This is a genomic window from Caulobacter sp., from assembly GCF_039596335.1.
GTDB lineage: Bacteria > Pseudomonadota > Alphaproteobacteria > Caulobacterales > Caulobacteraceae > Caulobacter.
On the sequence record NZ_JBCNJZ010000001.1, the window covers coordinates 380129 to 395132 of the forward strand.

Below are 15004 nucleotides of genomic sequence, written 5' to 3' on the forward strand. Positions count from 1 at the left end.
GGCCCCTCTAGGCGTCTTAGATAGCAAAGGCTGACGGCCGGTAAAGGCTTAGCCGTGTTCGTTTTCCAGCGCGTGCGCCAGTCGTTCCAGCGCCGAACGGCGTGGCGGATCGCCAGAGGCCTCGGCGGCGGCGACCAGGCCGTCCAGCACCGGGATCGGCGAGCCCGGATCGGCACTCAAGGCCTCCAGGCTCTCCATCAAAACGCGCTCGCCGCGCAATTCGACCGCCTTGACCGCATCGCGCAGCGCTTCCTTGGCCGCTTCGTCCACCGGCGGACGGGCCGGCTTCAGCGCCCGGCGCACGCCCCGCAGCGGCGCGCCGATCTCGACGTCCCAGGCGCGCATCAGCCGGGCGGCGTCCTTGAGGTCGGCGCTGCGCCCTTCCCCGGCCATCCAGGCGGCCCACAGCAGCCACGGCACGTTCTGGCCATGGGCGTCCTGCAGATGCAGGCAGGCCTCCGCGACAGGTTGTCGCGCATAGGCCTTCAAGGCCCAGTCCCAGAACCGCATCGGCGTTAAACTTCAGCCTTGCTGGAGATCGTCTCCAGGTCCTCGCCCCAGCGCTTCACCGGCGCCCACTGAAGGTCGAACAGATCCAGAGTCCGGCCCACCGACTGGTCGACCATCTCGTCGATCGAGGCGGGCTTGGCGTAGAAGGCCGGCAGCGGCGGGGCGATCACCGCCCCCATCTCGGCCAGCTTGGTCAGGGTGCGCAGATGGCCCAGATGCAGCGGCGTCTCGCGCACCATCAGCACCAGGGTGCGACGCTCCTTCAGGGTGACGTCGGCGGCCCGGGTCAGCAGCGAAGACGTTACGCCGGTGGCGATTTCGCTCATCGTCCGCACCGAGCAGGGCGCGACGATCATGCCCAAGGTGCGGAACGAGCCGGACGCGATGGCCGCCCCAATGTCGCTCACGCGGTGCACGACGTCTGCCCGTTCGTTGAGCGCGGCGACCGAAAGACCGGTCTCCTGCTGCAGGGTCAGCACCGCCGACTTCGACACGACCAGGTGGCTCTCGACGCCCAGCTCGCGGCAGGCGTCCAGCGTCCGCAGGCCGTAGATCACCCCCGAAGCGCCTGAGATTCCCACGACGAGCCGGGCTTTATCTGCGGTCTTCGGAGCGTCCGTCATGGTGAATTTTCGTCCGGCCTAGGAGCAAGATCGGCGACGTCAAGCGCCGCCGATTGCAATCATATGTGATCTGACAGCGCCGCGCAGCCGGTGTTCACTTTGGTCTCCAACAGCAAGGAGCCGAGAGCCATGGCCATCGAATCCCGTATCCGCGAGCTTGGATCCCGTCATGAGACCCTTGATCGCAAGATTCAGGACGAGACCAGTAGACCCAATAGCGACGGAACCATGCTTCGGGAGCTTAAGCGCCAGAAGCTGAGGCTGAAGGAAGAGATCGAAGGCCTCAGGGCCCGACTTCACTAGCTAGCGATAGCTGAAAAACACGAGGCCCCGCTCCAGCAAGGAGCGGGGCCTCTGCTTTGAAAGCTGTCATCCCGGACGCGCTTGCGCGAGCCGGGACCGCCGGAAGCCAGGCGCTTGTTGCGGTCCCGGCTCGGCGCGCTTCGCGCTTGGCCGGGATGACAGATTTTATGGCTAGTCCTCGTCTTCCTCGTCGACGTAAGCCGTCGACTTGCCGAACACGTCCTCGGCCTTGATCTCCCCGCGCTTGGCGCGGAAATCTTCTTCTTCCTCGACCTCGGGCTCGAACTGGCCGGCCTCGGCGGCGGGGCGCAGGGTCGGGTCTTCCGGCAGGATGCCCTTCTTCAGGTCGTCCTTGGCCTTCTTCTCGGCGGCCTTCTTGACCAGAGCGTCCAGCTCCAGCTGGCCGACCAGGCCCAGGGTCACCGGGTCGACCGGCTTGATGTTGGCGGCGTTCCAGTGCGTGCGGGCGCGAACCTGCTCGATCGTGGCCTTGGTGGTGCCCAGGAGCTTCGAGATCTGGGCGTCGGTCACTTCAGGGTGGTGGCGCAGGAACCAGGCGATGGCGTCCGGACGGTCCTGACGACGCGACACCGGGGTGTAGCGCGGAGCCTTCTTGGCCGGCTTCAGCAGCTCGGCGTGACGGCTGACCTGGGCCTTCATGCGGTATTCCGGCTTGGCCTGGGCCTTGTCCAGTTCCTCGCGGGTCAGCTGACCGTTGCCGATCGGGTCGGCGCCGCGGATGTCGCGCGCCACTTCACCGTCGGCGATGCCGCGCACTTCCAGCGGGTGCAGGCCGCAGAAATCCGCGATCTGCTCGAAGCTGAGCGAGGTGTTGTCGACCAGCCAGACGGCGGTCGCCTTGGGCATCAGGATGTCGGACATCGGTCCTCCAGAAATGACGGCGCCCGGCCTTTCGGCCGGGCGGGATGTTGCAAAACCTATAATCCCGTTCTTGCGGAAAGGGAACGGGGAGCTTTGGGTTCCTGGCTCTATTCTATTGAGCGGACGGGAACTTCGGCGACGACCTAGTCGACCGTCATCACCACCTTGCCCACATGCTCGCCGGCTTCCAGGTGCGCGTGCGCCTTGGCCGCCTCCGTCAGGGGGAAGGTGGCGTCGACGATGGGCTTGAGCTTGCCGGCCGCGACCCAGGGCCAGGCCACGCGCTCGACCTCGGCGGCCAGGCGGGCCTTTTCGTCGGACGAGCGGGGGCGCAAGGTCGAGCCGGTGATCACGGCGCGCTTCTGCATGATCTTCATCACCGGCACCTCCAGCGCCGAGCCGCCCAGGCTGGCGATGTAGACGATGCGGCCGCCGGTGTTCAGGGCGTCGAGGTTCTTCTCGAAATAGCTGGCCCCGACCATGTCGAGCACCACGTCGGCGCCGCCGGCGGCCTTGACCACTTCGGCGAAGTCCTCGGCCTTGGTGTCCACGGCAATGTCGGCGCCCAGGTCCAGCGCCTTGGCCTTCTTGTCGGCGCCGCGGCCGGTGGCGATGACCTTGGCCCCCGCCGCCTTGGCCATGGCGATCGCTGTTGTTCCGATTCCGGACGTTCCACCATGAACCAGCAGGGTCTCACCGGCCTTCAGGGCGCCATGCTCGAACACATTGGCGAAGACCGTGAAGACGGTCTCGGGCAGGGCCGCGGCGTGGATCAGGTCCAGGCCGCCCGGAATGGGCAGGGCGTGGCGGGCGTCCACCACGGCGTACTCGGCATAGCCGCCGCCACCCAGCAGGGCGCAGACCTTGTCGCCGGCCTTCCAGCGCCCCGCGCCCACAACGACCTCGCCCGCCACTTCGAGACCCAGGGTGGTCGGCGCGCCGGGCGGCGGCGGATAGAAGCCCATGCGCTGCAGCAGATCGGGACGGTTCACGCCGGCCGCGGCCACCTTGATCAGGATCTCGCCCGGTCCCGATACGGGACGCTCCAGCGCGATGGGTTTCAGGGCCTCGGCGGGTCCCTTGCCGCCCTCGATCGCGATCGCCGTCATGGTCTGGCTCATGGCCTGGTTCCCTCGTCACGCTTGCCTTGGGACCTAGGTAGGCGTCAGATATCGGACGGAAAAGGGAGAAAAGCCGATGTTCGAAGAGCCTGCGGAGCCCCGCGCCTTCAGCGGACGCGCCTTGAACGAGACGACCCACGAGGATCTGGAAGTCTACGGCGTCTCGGAATTGGAAGAGCGCATCGAGGCCCTGCAGGCCGAAATCGAGCGCACCAAGGCCCAGCTCGCCAAGAAGAAAGCCGGCCGCGACGCGGCGAATGCGCTGTTTGGTCGCCTGGACTAGGCGCGCCTAAGGGTCTTTTTAAGGTTTCGGTGAGGTTACTGGCGTCTTAAGCGCTCATCAGCGTTCGGACGCTTCTTGTCGTGAGAAGGTCGGGGGTGGGTCGCAACGGGACGACGAGTTCTGGCACGGGCGTTGCAGTCCCTCTGCCAAGCGAGACGTCCTCGCGGCCTTTCGAGGGGCATTGAGTAGCTATGACCGAACTGAACGCGTTCGCGGACACGCCTTGGCGCGCTGGAGTGATCCAGGACTTCGCGCGATCGGAACTGTTCGACCGGACGTTCGAGGAAGGCATGCAGCTGGTCGAAGAGACCGCCGCCTATCTCGACGGGGCCGGACGGCATGACAGCAAGATCCTCTCGCGCAACGCCGCCCTGGACTACGCCACCGAGAGCATGCGCCTGACCACCCGCCTGATGCAGCTGGCCTCGTGGCTGCTGGTGCAGCGCGCCGTGCGTGAAGGCGAGATGCTTCCCGAGGCCGCCTGCGCCGAGAGCTACCGCCTGGGCCTGGAAGCCGCCGGCGCCCCGCCTGCGGTGGAAGAGCTGCCCTTCGGCCTGACCAATCTGCTGCAGCGCTCCGAGCGCCTGTACGAGCGCGTGCGTCGCCTGGACCAGCGCATGTACGTGGAATCGCCGAACGAAGAGGCCCCGCGCCCGGTTCAGGCCCAGTTCGATCGTCTGACGGCGGCGTTCGGGGGCTAAGCCCCCTTCCCGTACCGCATCCGGGCCAAGGCGCCGACCGCGCCGGCGGCCAGGTCCATCGGCTTCAGGCCCGCCTTCCACTTCTCGAAGGCCATGACGTTGTCGATGCGCGCGTCCAGATGCGTCAGCGCTGAAGCGCGGCCCGAGGCCAGATCGACCGCCAGGGTCGAAACGAGAATTCCCGACAGGATGGCCCGCTTCGAATAGTGGTTCTCGTCGGTGGCCGTATCCCCGGCCCAGCGCCAGATCGCGTCGGCCGATTCCCAGGTCAGGCGCGAGGCCAGCGGCAGGTTGGTCGGAAAGGCCAGAAACGCCGCTAGCGGCCGCATCACATCGGCGTGCTGCTGGGCCGCATCGAGTCGGGCCACCACGCCCTCACGGATTCGCTGGCGAATCTTCAGGGTCGCCAGATCGAAGGTCGAAAGCGTGCCCATGGCCGCCGCATCGTGGCGCCGCGACAACAGGGCGGCGAGATCTCGCGCCCCTTCCGGCAGCAGCAGCTGGCCTTCCGCATCCGAAAGACCCGCCGCCGCCAGGGCACGGCTGACCAGGCCCGCGTTCCAGCCCGTGCGCGGCGCAAGGCGCAAAGCCTCGTCCAGCACGCGCTGTTCGGCCGTGTCGGCCCACGACGGGTCAGCGTGACCGGAAGCTTGAGCGGAGGTGGAAGTGGTTTGTGTCATAAATCCGAGTCTACACTGGTGTTTAGGCCGCGTCCCGCATGGACAGCGGCTCCTCGCTCTGCTATCAGCCCCGCCTCATCGCCTGGGAGCACCCCTCTCAGGTTACCCGGTTTTGTTCGCCCGCCCGGCCCCTCAAGAGGGACTTGGGAATATTGGTCGGGCTGTCGAATGGAGAGATACCCCTGGTCCAGATTTTCGTCCGCGACAACAACGTCGATCAGGCGCTGAAGGCCCTGAAGAAGAAGATGCAACGCGAAGGCTCGTTCCGCGAAATGAAGCGGCACGTGCACTATGAGAAGCCGTCGGAAAAGCGCGCTCGCCAAAAGGCTGAAGCCGTCCGTCGCGCCCGTAAGCTGGCCCGCAAGCGCGCTCAGCGCGAAGGCCTGCTGCCGATGCCGAAGAAGCCGAGCCGGTAGATCCAGCTCCTCTTCCTCGAAGACCTTCGAAAGCCGCGCGGCACCCCGCGCGGCTTTTGTCGTTTCTGGGCTCAGCCGCGCTGGGCGACGACCTGGGCGGCGAAGTCGCGATAGCCGTGCAGCGGGCGGCCCAGCATCCGGGTCAGGCGCTCGACGTCGCCGGCCTCCGGGGCCATGCCGTCGCTGACATAGCGCTCGGCCATCAGGCGCATCTCATAGGCCATCCAGCGGGGCATGAAGGCCGCTAGGTTCTGTTCGAAGCCGCTGGGATCGTCGCCGCCGTAGACGATCGGACGGCCCAGGGCCTGCGACCAGATCGTGGCCAGGTCCGAGCCCGTCAAGGTGTCGGGACCGACCAGGTTGATGACCTCGTTCGGCAGCTTGCCGGGCGCCTGGTCGCGACGGACCAGCTCGATCGCCGCCACCTCGGCGATGTCGCGGGCGTCGACCATGGCCACGCCCTTGCCGCCGATCGGCATCGGATAGACGCCGTGGTTCAGGAACACGTCCTGGATCATCAGATCGTTGTCGATGAAGTAGGCCGGACGCAGGATCGTGGCCGAGAACCCCATCTGCTGGATCATCCGCTCGGCGCCGGACTTCACAGCAAAGTGCGGCACGTTCACAAAGCGGTCGGCGTGGATCACCGACAGGTAGACGACCCGGTCGACACCGCTCTCGCGGGCGATGTTCAGGGTGATCAGGGCCTGGGTGAATTCGTCGCCGGCCACCGCGTTCAGCAGGAACAGCGTGCGCACGCCCTTGAAGGCCGCGCGCAGGGCGTCGATGTCGAGCAGGTCGCCCTTGGCGACGTCGACCCCGGCCGGGAAGTCGGCCTTGGCGGGATCGCGGGTCAGGACGCGGATGTCAGCGCCGCGCGCAGCCAGTTGCTGGACGACTTGGCGGCCGATACGGCCGGTGGCGCCGGTCACGAGGATGGTCATGGGAATTTCTCCGGGTTGGTCAGTGAAGACACCCGGAAAATGACCGATCCACATAAGAGCCAATAGTCGTTAGATATGGACGTACCGTCTCACTGGTGGAACACATGGATCTGCTGGCCCTCGCCGATTTCAACCTGGTCGCCCGCCATGGCGGCTTCGGCCGCGCCGCCCGCGCGGCGGGACGCCCCAAGGCGACGCTGTCACGCCGGGTCACCGAGCTGGAGGCCAGCCTGGGCCTGCGCCTCTTCGAGCGCGGCGGACGGGCGCTGAAGCTTACCCAGGAAGGCCGGGCGCTATTCGAGCGGACCGGGGCCCTGCTGACCGAACTGGACGAGGCGGCCGCCGCGATCGCGTCCGGCGGCGAGTCGCCGCGCGGCCGTCTGCGGATCAGCGCGCCGCTGCTGTTCTCCCAGACGGCGATGGGCAAGCTGGCCGCCGCCTTCTCCCGAAACTTCCCCGAGGTCCGGCTGGAGGTGACCACCGACGACCGCCCCGTCGACTTGGTCGAGGAAGGCTACGACTTGGTGATACGGGTAAACCCGCCCGCCGACGAGACGCTGGTCGGTCGGGCGTTTCTGCGCGATCGCCTGGTGGTCGCGGCCCGTCCGGACCTGACGAGACCTCAGGACGGCTCGCCCGCCCGGGCCGTGGTGCGCGGAAGCGGAGACGGCGCCGAGACCTGGGAGATCACCACCGCCCAGGGACGGTCCCGCCTCGCGGTCGAGCCCGTGCTGCGGCTGTCATCCATGACCATGGTCCGCGACGCCGCGCTGGCCGGCGTCGGCGCGGCGCGGCTCCCCATCTCCCTGGTCGGCAGGGACCTGCGGACCGGCCGCCTGGCGCATTGGGGTGATGTCGACGGTCCGGAGATCGCCCTGTGGGCCCTGTATCCGTCCCGACGGCTGCTCAGCGCCCGCGTCTCGGCGTTTCTCGATCACCTGAAGGCGGCCTTCCCGACCGGCGCGCCGGAGGAGCTGGCCGCCTATCTCGACGACGAAAGCCGTTAGCCCTTCTTCGCCGCGTCGGCCACGAACGCCACGGCCCGCACGATGTGATCGGCGAAGCGGCGGCCGATCAGCAGGGTGTGGGTGGCGGCCTCGACATGGTCGACCAGGCCGTGTTGGGACGCCTTGGCCGGGGCGGCCTGCATGGCCTTGCGGTCCTCGCGACCGGCGATCGGACCGGCGGTGACCACGGCCACGGGCCATTTCGGGTCAAACTGCGGTTGCTTGGCGGCCTGGTCCGACGCCTGCGCCCACAACCCCACCTCTTCCGCCGCGGTGCGGTTGTGGCGGCCGTTGGCGAACGCCCAGCGCTTTTCGGCCTTGGCGGCCGGCGGCAGATCGATCTTGTCGCCCAGGCGCGTGTAGATCAGCGGCTTGTAGAGCCCCAGCGAGGCCCCGCGCGCGGCCCACTTGGAAACCTCCGCGAACTTGTTGACGAAGCCGCGCATGCGCGGGTCCAGCGCCGCCTCGGGCGTGGCCGCGTCGACCAGCACCAGGCCCAGAATCTTTTCGGGATGGCGGCCGGCATATTCGCGCATCCGCAGGCCGGCCATCGAGTGGCCCACCAGGATGAACGGCCCAGGCTCGCCCGACAGCTCGACCAGCTTCTCGAAGTCCTCGACGATGGCCAGGCCGTCGCGCGGCTTGGGCCCCTTGGGCGAGAAGCCCATGCCGGCGCGGTCATAGGCGCACGAACGCCAGCCGGCGGCGGTCAGGGCCTCCTGCGTGCCGCCCCAGTCGGCGGCGAAGCCGAAGGCGCCGGCTTCCAGCCAGACCACCGGGCGATCGCTCTTGGGGCCCTCGCAGACCAGGCGCAACGAGCGGCCCGGCTCGATCTCGACCATCTGGCCGCGGGGGTGCGGCGCTGCAAGCGCGCTGACCACCCCGCCCACGGCGATGTACGACACAAGAAGAAGCGCGAGACCGGCGACGCCGCGGCCGAGGAACTGGATCATGGCGTTCAATGTAGTGACGCTTTGTGACGCGTCGAGGCGACAAACGCCGGGATCGGAGCTTTATCCGACGACGACGGGAATCTGCGCACGGACCCGGCCGGTCTTGGTGCGGGTGATGGTCACGCCATCGCCGCTGGAGAGACCCTTGGCGGCGCGCGCCTTGACCACGCTATCGGGCCAGCGCGAGACGGTCGCCACGCGGACCTTGCGCGACACCCGGCCGGCGGCCTTCAGCGGCAGGTCGTCGGCTTCCGCGAAGGTACGGCCCAGGAACAGGGTTGGATTCAGCGGCTTGTCGCCCTTGCGCAGCTCGAAATGCAGGTGCGAGCCGGTCGAGCGGCCCGAATTGCCGACATAGGCCACCGTGGACCCGCGCTTGAGATAGGCGCCGCGCTTGACGCCGGCCGCCGGGCCCTTGAGGTGGGCATAGGTCGTGGTCAGGCCGCCCTTGTGCATGACCTCGACATAGCGCCCGTACGAGCCGCTGACGCCGACGGCCTTGACCACCCCGTCGGCGGCGACCTTGACCGCGGCCCCGCCGGGGGCGGCGATGTCGACGCCCTCGTGCAGGCGGCCGTTCTCTTCCCACGGCATCTGGCGCAGGCCGAACGGCGAATTGACCACGCGGCCGGGCAGCGGGGCGTCGAACTGATAGGCGGGCGGCGGCGGGGGCGGCTCGGGGGCCTCGACCTTGGGCTGGACCACCGGCGCGGGCGCGGCCGGCGCGGTCGTCTGCGCGACCCAGCTGCCCAGCGCCATCGCGCCGTTCAGGGCTCCGGCCATGGCCGCCACGCCCAGCATGGTGAAGAAGGCGACGCGCAGGTGCGGAGACTGAACAGCCAGGCTCTTGGAGATCAAAACCGCTTCCTCTCGGACTTCGGTCAATCGGGACGGGGCCCGGCGCGGGCGCCCTGATCCCATGCTTGACCTTTCGGGACGGTGAATGCCCTCGAAATGAATGGCCGGGCTCTATGACGCCCGTATGGGGCGGAAGCGGGGCAGCTTAACCATTTGCTAACCATGACGATTGCGAGACGAAAACATGAAGCATCGGAAAGACATTACAGGACGTTCATTTCATGAAATCCAAGTCATTCTCTAAATTACACGTCATGACTGAGACGTAACGGGACTTCGAGAACTCTGGGAAGTACACAGTATTCATCGGCGCACAACAAGAAGCGCCACACCAGAGGGACACTTCAAATGCGCAAGATCATCACCAACATCGCCACCGTCGCCAGCCTGAGCCTGGCCATCGTTCCGGTCCTGGGCCTGACCCAAGCCGCCAACGCCGCCGAGCCCACCGTCCGCGTCGCCTATGCCGACCTGAACCTGGCCACCCCGGCCCAAGCCGCCATCTTCAAGGCTCGCGTCGAAGCCGCCGGCGACCAGCTGTGCCGCGCCAAGCTGGCCAAGGGTCAACTGGAAATGCCGCTGCGCGCCTGCATCGCCGACGCTCACCGCCAAGCCGACCGCCAGCTGTCGCCCACCCAGCGCCAAGCCCTGGCGTATGCCTCGCACGCCAAGGCAGTGGAACTGGCCGCGAAGTGATCCCGGCGACAACGCCCCACCTCCCCGCACCCCGCGACAGAGGCTCCAGGTAACCCTGGAGCCTTTGTTTTATGTCCCGTCGCGGACTACAGGGCGTAGACGCCTCTCCCGCCGGACGGAATCACGCCTTGCTGCAACTCGACGTCATCGTCCGCGTCGCGGGCGCGACCCTGCTGATCGTCGCCGCCGTCGCCCTATGGCGCCGCGGCAAGCGCGCGGACCATCGCTATTTCGCGCCCTTCGCCGCCTGCCTTTGCGGCTATCTAGCGGGGAACACCCCTGCCCCAGGCCTGCAGCTGTCGGGAGAGGTCAGCCACATCGCCGTCCTGCTCAGCGGCTTCACCGTCACCTTCCTGTGGTGGTTCTGCCTGGCGGTGTTCGACTGGACCTTCCAGCCCAAGGGCGGCGTCCTGGCCCTGGGCCTGGCCTGGATCGTGGTCGCCGCCGCCGACCGAGGCGTCTTCGGCGAGGCCCTGGCCAGCCGTGGCCTGTCCTGGATCCTCATCGCCTTCGGCTCGGCCATGATGGGCCACCTGGCCTGGCGCCTCTATCGCGACCGGGACGGTGACCTGCTGGACCGCAGGCGCCGATCGCGCCTGGGCGTCGTCGCCGTGGTCGCGGGACTGCTCATCACCGACATGGCCGTGGATATCGTGCTGGGGCTGGAATGGCAGTCGCAGACCTACGCCATCGTCCAGAACCTCATCATCCTAGCGTTCGCCGCCTGGCTGCTGACGCTCTCCGCCGAGCGCTCGTCCCTGGATGCGCCGACAAGCGCCCTCGCTGCGCCCGCCGCCGACGGCCTGGAAGCCCGCCTGCGCCATCTGGTGGAGGTCGAGAAGATCCATCTCGATCCGGCGCTGGACCTGGCGACCTTCGTCCGGCGCATGGGGACCTCCGAACGGGCGGTGCGCCAGTTGATCAATCACCAGCTGGGCTATGATCATTTCCGCACCTTCCTGAACGCCCACCGGATGGACGAGGCCCGGCGCCTGTTGGCCGATCCCGCGCGCAGCGGCGACAAGTTGATCGTTATCGCCATGGACAGCGGCTTTGCCTCGCTGCCGTCGTTCAATCGCGTCTTCCAGTCGGTCCAGGGCATGACGCCCGGCGCCTATCGTCGCGCCGCCGGGTTCTGAGACACGTTTCGCCGGCTTTCGAGAAGCCGGCCCGCCGCCTTCCAGCGCATGACCCGCCCTCTCGCAGACAATGGAGTGCGGCGTGGACAGCTTTATCGGAACCTTGGGCGTCATCGCCCTTCTGCTCGGCGTGGGCGGCGCGCTAGGGCTGGCCCTGCCGGGGCGACTATCGATCCGCTGGCTGCTGGTCGCGGCGGGGCTCGTCCTGCTCAACGACCTGATGCTGACCAGCGCCTATGGCCTGCTCCCACGCCTGCCGGCGGGCAGCAGCTGGAACTGGCAGGGCAAGATCCTGGCGCTGGCCGCCACCCTGGCGATCGCCGCCCTGCCGGCCTTCAGCTGGCGCCGCTCGGGCCTGACGCTGGCGCAAGCGCCCGGCAGCCTGAAGACCGCCCTGCCCGTCACCGGTCTCTATTTCGGCCTCTTCCTGGTGCTGGCCCTGGTCTTTCCCAATGAACCCGCCTCGCTCGAGACCATCGCCTTCCAGCTGACCATGCCGGGCCTGGAGGAAGAGCCTTACTACCGCGGCGTCCTGCTGCTGGCGCTGGGTCAGGCGTTCACCGGCCGCGTGCGCTTCCTGGGCGTGGAGTGGGGCCTGGGCGCGATCCTGTCCTGCGCCCTCTTTGGCCTGGCCCACGCCTTCGGCTTCAGCCACGGGCAGTTCAGCTTCGATCCGTTGACCATGGCGCTCACCGCCCTGCCGTCGCTGATCGCCGTCTGGCTGGTGCTGAAGACCCGCAGCGTCCTGCTGCCGGTGCTGATGCACAACTTCGGCAACGCCGTCACGCTGCTGATCTGACCGGACCGCCCCCATGAAAAAGGCCCCGGCGTTTCCACCGGGGCCTTCGTCATTTTCAGCGGTGAGAAGCCCTAGAGCCCCTTCACGATGCCTTCGACCATCTTCTTGGCGTCGGCGAACAGCATCATCGTGTTGTCCTTGAAGAACAGCTCGTTCTCCACGCCGGCATAGCCCGAGGACATGCCGCGCTTCACGAAGAGAACCGTGCGGGCCTTCTCGACGTCCAGGATCGGCATGCCGAAGATGGCGCTGGTCGGGTCGGTCTTGGCGGCCGGGTTGGTGACGTCGTTGGCGCCGATCACGAAGGCCACGTCGGCCGTCGAGAACTCGCTGTTGATGTCCTCCAGTTCGAAGACCTCGTCATAGGGGACGTTGGCTTCGGCGAGGAGAACGTTCATGTGACCCGGCATCCGGCCCGCGACGGGGTGGATGGCATACTTCACCTCGACGCCCTCTTCCTTCAGCTTGTCGGCCATTTCGCGCAGGGCGTGCTGGGCCTGGGAAACGGCCATGCCGTAACCCGGGACGATGATGACCTTCGAGGCGTTCTTCATGATGAAGGCCGCGTCGTCGGCCGAGCCCTGCTTGACGGGGCGCGTCTCGACCTTGCCGCCCGGACCGGTCGCCGCGGCGTCGGCGCCGAAGCCGCCCAGGATCACCGAGACGAACGAACGGTTCATGCCCTTGCACATGATGTAGGACAGGATCGCGCCCGACGAACCGACCAGAGCGCCGGTGATGATCAGGGTGGTGTTTTCCAGGGTGAAGCCCAGAGCCGCCGCCGCCCAGCCGGAATAGCTGTTCAGCATCGACACGACGACCGGCATGTCCGCACCGCCGATCGGGATGATCAGGGTGACGCCGATCAGCAGGCTGAGGGCGAAGATGCCCCAGAAGGCCCACTTGGCCTGGCCGCCCGAGATCACCAGCACCACGATCAGGGCGACGATGCCCGCCGCGATGGCGATGTTCAGCAGGTGACGGGCCGGCAGCAGGATCGGCGCGCCGCCCATGCTGCCGTTCAGCTTGGCGAACGCGATGACAGAACCGGTGAAGGTGATGGCGCCGATGGCCAGGCCCAGCGACAGTTCGATCAGGCTGTTGAGGTGCACCGCGCCGTCCTCGCCCACGATGCCATAGGCGGCGGGCGTGTAGATAGCGGCCACGGCGACCAGACAGGCGGCCATGCCGACCAGGCTGTGGAAGGCGGCGACCAGCTGCGGCATCGAGGTCATCGGCACCTTGCGGGCGATCACCGCGCCCACGCCGCCGCCGACGGCGACGCCGCCGACGATCAGGCCCAGGGTGACAGCGTCCAGCGCGCCTTGGGTCCACAGGGTGGCCAGCACGGTGGCCACGGCGATGGCCATGCCGACCATGCCGTAGGTGTTGCCCTTGCGGCTGGTCTCGGGGCTGGAAAGCCCGCGCAGCGCGAGGATGAAGAGCACCCCGGAGACGAGGTACAGGATGGCGGCGAGATTGGCGTTCATGTGATCAGTTCCCCCTGCTCGCGCCGCTTACTTCGACTTCTTCTTGTACATCGCCAGCATGCGCTGGGTGACAAGGAAGCCCCCGAAGATGTTGACCGCCGCGAAGGCCGCGGCGACGGCGCCGGCCCCCTTGGAGATCCAGACCGAGCCGGTGACGGCTTCACCGGCCGCGCCGTGGGCCGCGGCGGCCAGCAGGGCGCCGACGATGATCACCGACGAAATAGCGTTGGTGACGGCCATCAGCGGCGTGTGGAGCGCGGGCGTCACGCTCCAAACGACGTAGTAGCCGACGAAGATGGCGAGCACGAAGATCGCCAGACGGAACACGGTGGGGTCGACGGCTTCCATGGGAGCCTCCCTTCTTTCGAGTTGCTAGGCGGTCTTCAGGTTCGGATGGACGATTTCACCATCGCGGGTCACGACGGCGGCCTGCAGGATCTCGTCCTCGAAGTTCGGGGCGAATTCGCCTTCCTTCGTCGTGAACAGCGTCGCCAGGGCCACCAGGTTACGCGAGTAGAGCGCGCTGGCGTCGGCGGCGATGCGGCCGGGCAGGTTGGCGTGGCCGAGGATCTTGGCGCCGTTGGCGGTCACGACCGTCTCGTTCAGCTTCGCGCCCTCGACATTGCCGCCCTGCTCGATGGCCAGGTCGACCAGGATCGAGCCCGGCTTCATCGACGCCACCTGGGCGGCGTTGACCAGCTTGGGCGCCGCGCGGCCCGGGATCAGGGCCGTGGTGATGACGATGTCCTGCTTGGCGATGTGCGAAGAAACCAGCTCGGCCTGCTTGGCCTGGTATTCCTTCGACATTTCCTTGGCGTAGCCGCCGGCGGTCTGGGCGTTCTTGAACTCTTCGTCCTCGACGGCCAGGAACTTGGCGCCCAGCGACTCGACCTGCTCCTTGGTGGCCGGACGCACGTCGGTGGCGGTCACCACCGCGCCCAGGCGACGGGCCGTGGCGATGGCCTGCAGACCCGCGACGCCCACGCCCATGATGAACACCTTGGCCGCGGCGACAGTGCCAGCGGCGGTCATCATCATCGGCAGCGCCTTGCCATAGGCCTCGGCGCCCTCGATCACGGCGCGATAGCCAGCCAGGTTGGCTTGCGAGGACAGCATGTCCATCACCTGCGCACGCGTGATGCGCGGGATGAATTCCATGGCGATCGCCGTCGCGCCGGCCTTGGCCAGAGCGTCCAGCGTTTCCTTGTCCTGATACGGATTTAGGGCGGCGGCGACGATCGCCCCGCTCTTCAGGGCCGCGATCTCGGCCGCCTCGGGCGCGCGCACCTTGAACAGCACGTCGGCGTCCTTGAGGGCGTCCTTGGCGGTCTTGACGATCTTCGCGCCCGCCGCCTCGTAGTCGGCGTCGAGATAGGACGCGGCCGTCCCGGCGCCCGCCTGCACCACCACCGAGAAGCCGGCTGCGCCGAGCTTCTTGACGGTTTCAGGCGTGGCCGCGACCCGCGTCTCGTTCGCGCGGGTCTCTTTCGTGACGGCGATAACAGCCATCGGCATACCCCTCCCCAGAGCACTGTTTCCTCAACAGGATGAGGCGCTCTGTAGGGGATAGTCTTGCCTCTTGTCGAGGCAAGATCTGCG

18 protein-coding genes and 1 pseudogene are annotated in these 15004 nt (G+C 67.6%); 8 read left to right on the forward strand and 11 right to left on the reverse strand.

The genetic code is table 11. The features are described from left to right. Positions 1-48: 48 nt before the first annotated feature. Positions 49-526: pseudogene (locus tag ABDW31_RS01865) on the reverse strand (TIGR02444 family protein). Next, on the reverse strand, positions 516-1133 hold the full coding sequence (locus ABDW31_RS01870) for a UbiX family flavin prenyltransferase (protein ID WP_184716568.1): 618 nt from the start codon (positions 1131-1133) through the stop codon (positions 516-518). Before ABDW31_RS01870 ends, ABDW31_RS01865 begins: the two are co-directional and overlap by 11 nt. Before the next feature lie 129 nt (positions 1134-1262). Between ABDW31_RS01870 and ABDW31_RS01875 the strand changes: the two genes are divergently transcribed. Then, positions 1263-1436, forward strand: a complete 174-nt coding sequence (locus ABDW31_RS01875; protein ID WP_184716566.1) for a DUF465 domain-containing protein — start codon at positions 1263-1265, stop codon at positions 1434-1436. A 171-nt stretch (positions 1437-1607) separates the two neighbouring features. Here the strand turns inward: ABDW31_RS01875 and ABDW31_RS01880 are convergent, their stop codons facing one another. Further along, the gene (locus ABDW31_RS01880) at positions 1608-2318 is read right to left on the reverse strand and encodes a DUF1013 domain-containing protein (protein WP_184716564.1); all 711 of its coding nucleotides are present in this window, start codon (positions 2316-2318) and stop codon (positions 1608-1610) included. 143 nt (positions 2319-2461) lie between these two features. Then, on the reverse strand, positions 2462-3439 hold the full coding sequence (locus ABDW31_RS01885; RefSeq protein ID WP_184716562.1) for an NAD(P)H-quinone oxidoreductase: 978 nt from the start codon (positions 3437-3439) through the stop codon (positions 2462-2464). Between the two features lie 76 nt (positions 3440-3515). Between ABDW31_RS01885 and ABDW31_RS01890 the strand changes: the two genes are divergently transcribed. Together ABDW31_RS01890 and ABDW31_RS01895 are read left to right on the forward strand one after the other, a co-directional pair. After that, the gene (locus ABDW31_RS01890) at positions 3516-3722 is read left to right on the forward strand and encodes a DUF1192 family protein (RefSeq protein WP_184716560.1); all 207 of its coding nucleotides are present in this window, start codon (positions 3516-3518) and stop codon (positions 3720-3722) included. A 191-nt stretch (positions 3723-3913) separates the two neighbouring features. Beyond that, positions 3914-4423, forward strand: coding sequence for a DUF1465 family protein (locus ABDW31_RS01895; RefSeq protein ID WP_184716557.1), 510 nt, complete (start codon positions 3914-3916; stop codon positions 4421-4423). Here ABDW31_RS01895 and ABDW31_RS01900 read toward each other — a convergent pair. Next, on the reverse strand, positions 4420-5103 hold the full coding sequence (locus ABDW31_RS01900; protein WP_184716555.1) for a COQ9 family protein: 684 nt from the start codon (positions 5101-5103) through the stop codon (positions 4420-4422). The two genes, ABDW31_RS01895 and ABDW31_RS01900, sit on opposite strands and share 4 nt — an antisense overlap. 182 nt (positions 5104-5285) lie before the next feature. On the opposite strand from ABDW31_RS01900, the gene rpsU reads away from it, so the two are divergent. Further along, positions 5286-5519 carry a 30S ribosomal protein S21 gene (gene rpsU, locus ABDW31_RS01905; RefSeq protein ID WP_096053900.1) on the forward strand — a complete coding sequence of 78 codons (234 nt, stop codon included), beginning with the start codon at positions 5286-5288 and terminating at the stop codon, positions 5517-5519. Between the two features lie 71 nt (positions 5520-5590). On the opposite strand, the gene ABDW31_RS01910 is transcribed toward rpsU, so the two are convergent. Continuing rightward, a complete protein-coding gene (locus tag ABDW31_RS01910; protein ID WP_184716553.1) occupies positions 5591-6463 on the reverse strand; it encodes an NmrA/HSCARG family protein in 873 nt (290 codons plus the stop codon). 104 nt (positions 6464-6567) lie between these two features. On the opposite strand from ABDW31_RS01910, the gene ABDW31_RS01915 reads away from it, so the two are divergent. Then, positions 6568-7470 carry a LysR family transcriptional regulator gene (locus ABDW31_RS01915; RefSeq protein ID WP_184716551.1) on the forward strand — a complete coding sequence of 301 codons (903 nt, stop codon included), beginning with the start codon at positions 6568-6570 and terminating at the stop codon, positions 7468-7470. Here the strand turns inward: ABDW31_RS01915 and ABDW31_RS01920 are convergent. After that, complete coding sequence (locus ABDW31_RS01920) at positions 7467-8423, reverse strand: alpha/beta fold hydrolase (RefSeq protein WP_184716549.1); 957 nt, start codon at positions 8421-8423, stop codon at positions 7467-7469. The two genes, ABDW31_RS01915 and ABDW31_RS01920, sit on opposite strands and share 4 nt — an antisense overlap. A gap of 60 nt (positions 8424-8483) precedes the next feature. Then, positions 8484-9281, reverse strand: coding sequence for a M23 family metallopeptidase (locus ABDW31_RS01925; RefSeq protein WP_343698247.1), 798 nt, complete (start codon positions 9279-9281; stop codon positions 8484-8486). A gap of 348 nt (positions 9282-9629) precedes the next feature. Here ABDW31_RS01925 and ABDW31_RS01930 point away from each other — a divergent pair, with 348 nt between their 5' ends. From ABDW31_RS01930 to ABDW31_RS01940, 3 genes are all read left to right on the forward strand, one after another. Next, positions 9630-9977 (forward strand): UrcA family protein, encoded by a 348-nt coding sequence (locus ABDW31_RS01930; RefSeq protein ID WP_184716545.1) that lies wholly within the window; start codon positions 9630-9632, stop codon positions 9975-9977. A 128-nt stretch (positions 9978-10105) separates the two neighbouring features. Further along, entirely contained in the window at positions 10106-11116 is a 1011-nt protein-coding gene (locus ABDW31_RS01935) for an AraC family transcriptional regulator (RefSeq protein ID WP_343698248.1), read from the forward strand. Between the two features lie 82 nt (positions 11117-11198). After that, positions 11199-11915 carry a CPBP family intramembrane glutamic endopeptidase gene (locus ABDW31_RS01940; protein ID WP_184716540.1) on the forward strand — a complete coding sequence of 239 codons (717 nt, stop codon included), beginning with the start codon at positions 11199-11201 and terminating at the stop codon, positions 11913-11915. 71 nt (positions 11916-11986) lie between these two features. Here the strand turns inward: ABDW31_RS01940 and ABDW31_RS01945 are convergent, their stop codons facing one another. The 3 genes from ABDW31_RS01945 to ABDW31_RS01955 are packed head-to-tail and all read right to left on the reverse strand — an operon-like array spanning position 11987 to position 14920. Continuing rightward, positions 11987-13405 (reverse strand): NAD(P)(+) transhydrogenase (Re/Si-specific) subunit beta, encoded by a 1419-nt coding sequence (locus ABDW31_RS01945; RefSeq protein WP_343698249.1) that lies wholly within the window; start codon positions 13403-13405, stop codon positions 11987-11989. A gap of 27 nt (positions 13406-13432) precedes the next feature. Then, positions 13433-13753 carry a proton-translocating transhydrogenase family protein gene (locus ABDW31_RS01950; RefSeq protein ID WP_184716536.1) on the reverse strand — a complete coding sequence of 107 codons (321 nt, stop codon included), beginning with the start codon at positions 13751-13753 and terminating at the stop codon, positions 13433-13435. A gap of 24 nt (positions 13754-13777) precedes the next feature. Then, on the reverse strand, positions 13778-14920 hold the full coding sequence (locus ABDW31_RS01955) for a Re/Si-specific NAD(P)(+) transhydrogenase subunit alpha (RefSeq protein ID WP_184716534.1): 1143 nt from the start codon (positions 14918-14920) through the stop codon (positions 13778-13780). Between the last annotated feature and the right edge of the window lie 84 nt (positions 14921-15004).

Bases quoted from the DNA above. Each gene is read 5' to 3' on its own strand.
- ABDW31_RS01870 (WP_184716568.1), bottom strand. From the start codon at position 1,133: ATGACGGACGCTCCGAAGACCGCAGATAAAGCCCGGCTCGTCGTGGGA.
- ABDW31_RS01875 (WP_184716566.1), top strand. From the start codon at position 1,263: ATGGCCATCGAATCCCGTATCCGCGAGCTTGGATCCCGTCATGAGACC.
- ABDW31_RS01880 (WP_184716564.1), bottom strand. From the start codon at position 2,318: ATGTCCGACATCCTGATGCCCAAGGCGACCGCCGTCTGGCTGGTCGAC.
- ABDW31_RS01885 (WP_184716562.1), bottom strand. From the start codon at position 3,439: ATGAGCCAGACCATGACGGCGATCGCGATCGAGGGCGGCAAGGGACCC.
- ABDW31_RS01890 (WP_184716560.1), top strand. From the start codon at position 3,516: ATGTTCGAAGAGCCTGCGGAGCCCCGCGCCTTCAGCGGACGCGCCTTG.
- ABDW31_RS01895 (WP_184716557.1), top strand. From the start codon at position 3,914: ATGACCGAACTGAACGCGTTCGCGGACACGCCTTGGCGCGCTGGAGTG.
- ABDW31_RS01900 (WP_184716555.1), bottom strand. From the start codon at position 5,103: ATGACACAAACCACTTCCACCTCCGCTCAAGCTTCCGGTCACGCTGAC.
- ABDW31_RS01910 (WP_184716553.1), bottom strand. From the start codon at position 6,463: ATGACCATCCTCGTGACCGGCGCCACCGGCCGTATCGGCCGCCAAGTC.
- ABDW31_RS01915 (WP_184716551.1), top strand. From the start codon at position 6,568: ATGGATCTGCTGGCCCTCGCCGATTTCAACCTGGTCGCCCGCCATGGC.
- ABDW31_RS01920 (WP_184716549.1), bottom strand. From the start codon at position 8,423: ATGATCCAGTTCCTCGGCCGCGGCGTCGCCGGTCTCGCGCTTCTTCTT.
- ABDW31_RS01930 (WP_184716545.1), top strand. From the start codon at position 9,630: ATGCGCAAGATCATCACCAACATCGCCACCGTCGCCAGCCTGAGCCTG.
- ABDW31_RS01945 (WP_343698249.1), bottom strand. From the start codon at position 13,405: ATGAACGCCAATCTCGCCGCCATCCTGTACCTCGTCTCCGGGGTGCTC.
- ABDW31_RS01950 (WP_184716536.1), bottom strand. From the start codon at position 13,753: ATGGAAGCCGTCGACCCCACCGTGTTCCGTCTGGCGATCTTCGTGCTC.
- ABDW31_RS01955 (WP_184716534.1), bottom strand. From the start codon at position 14,920: ATGCCGATGGCTGTTATCGCCGTCACGAAAGAGACCCGCGCGAACGAG.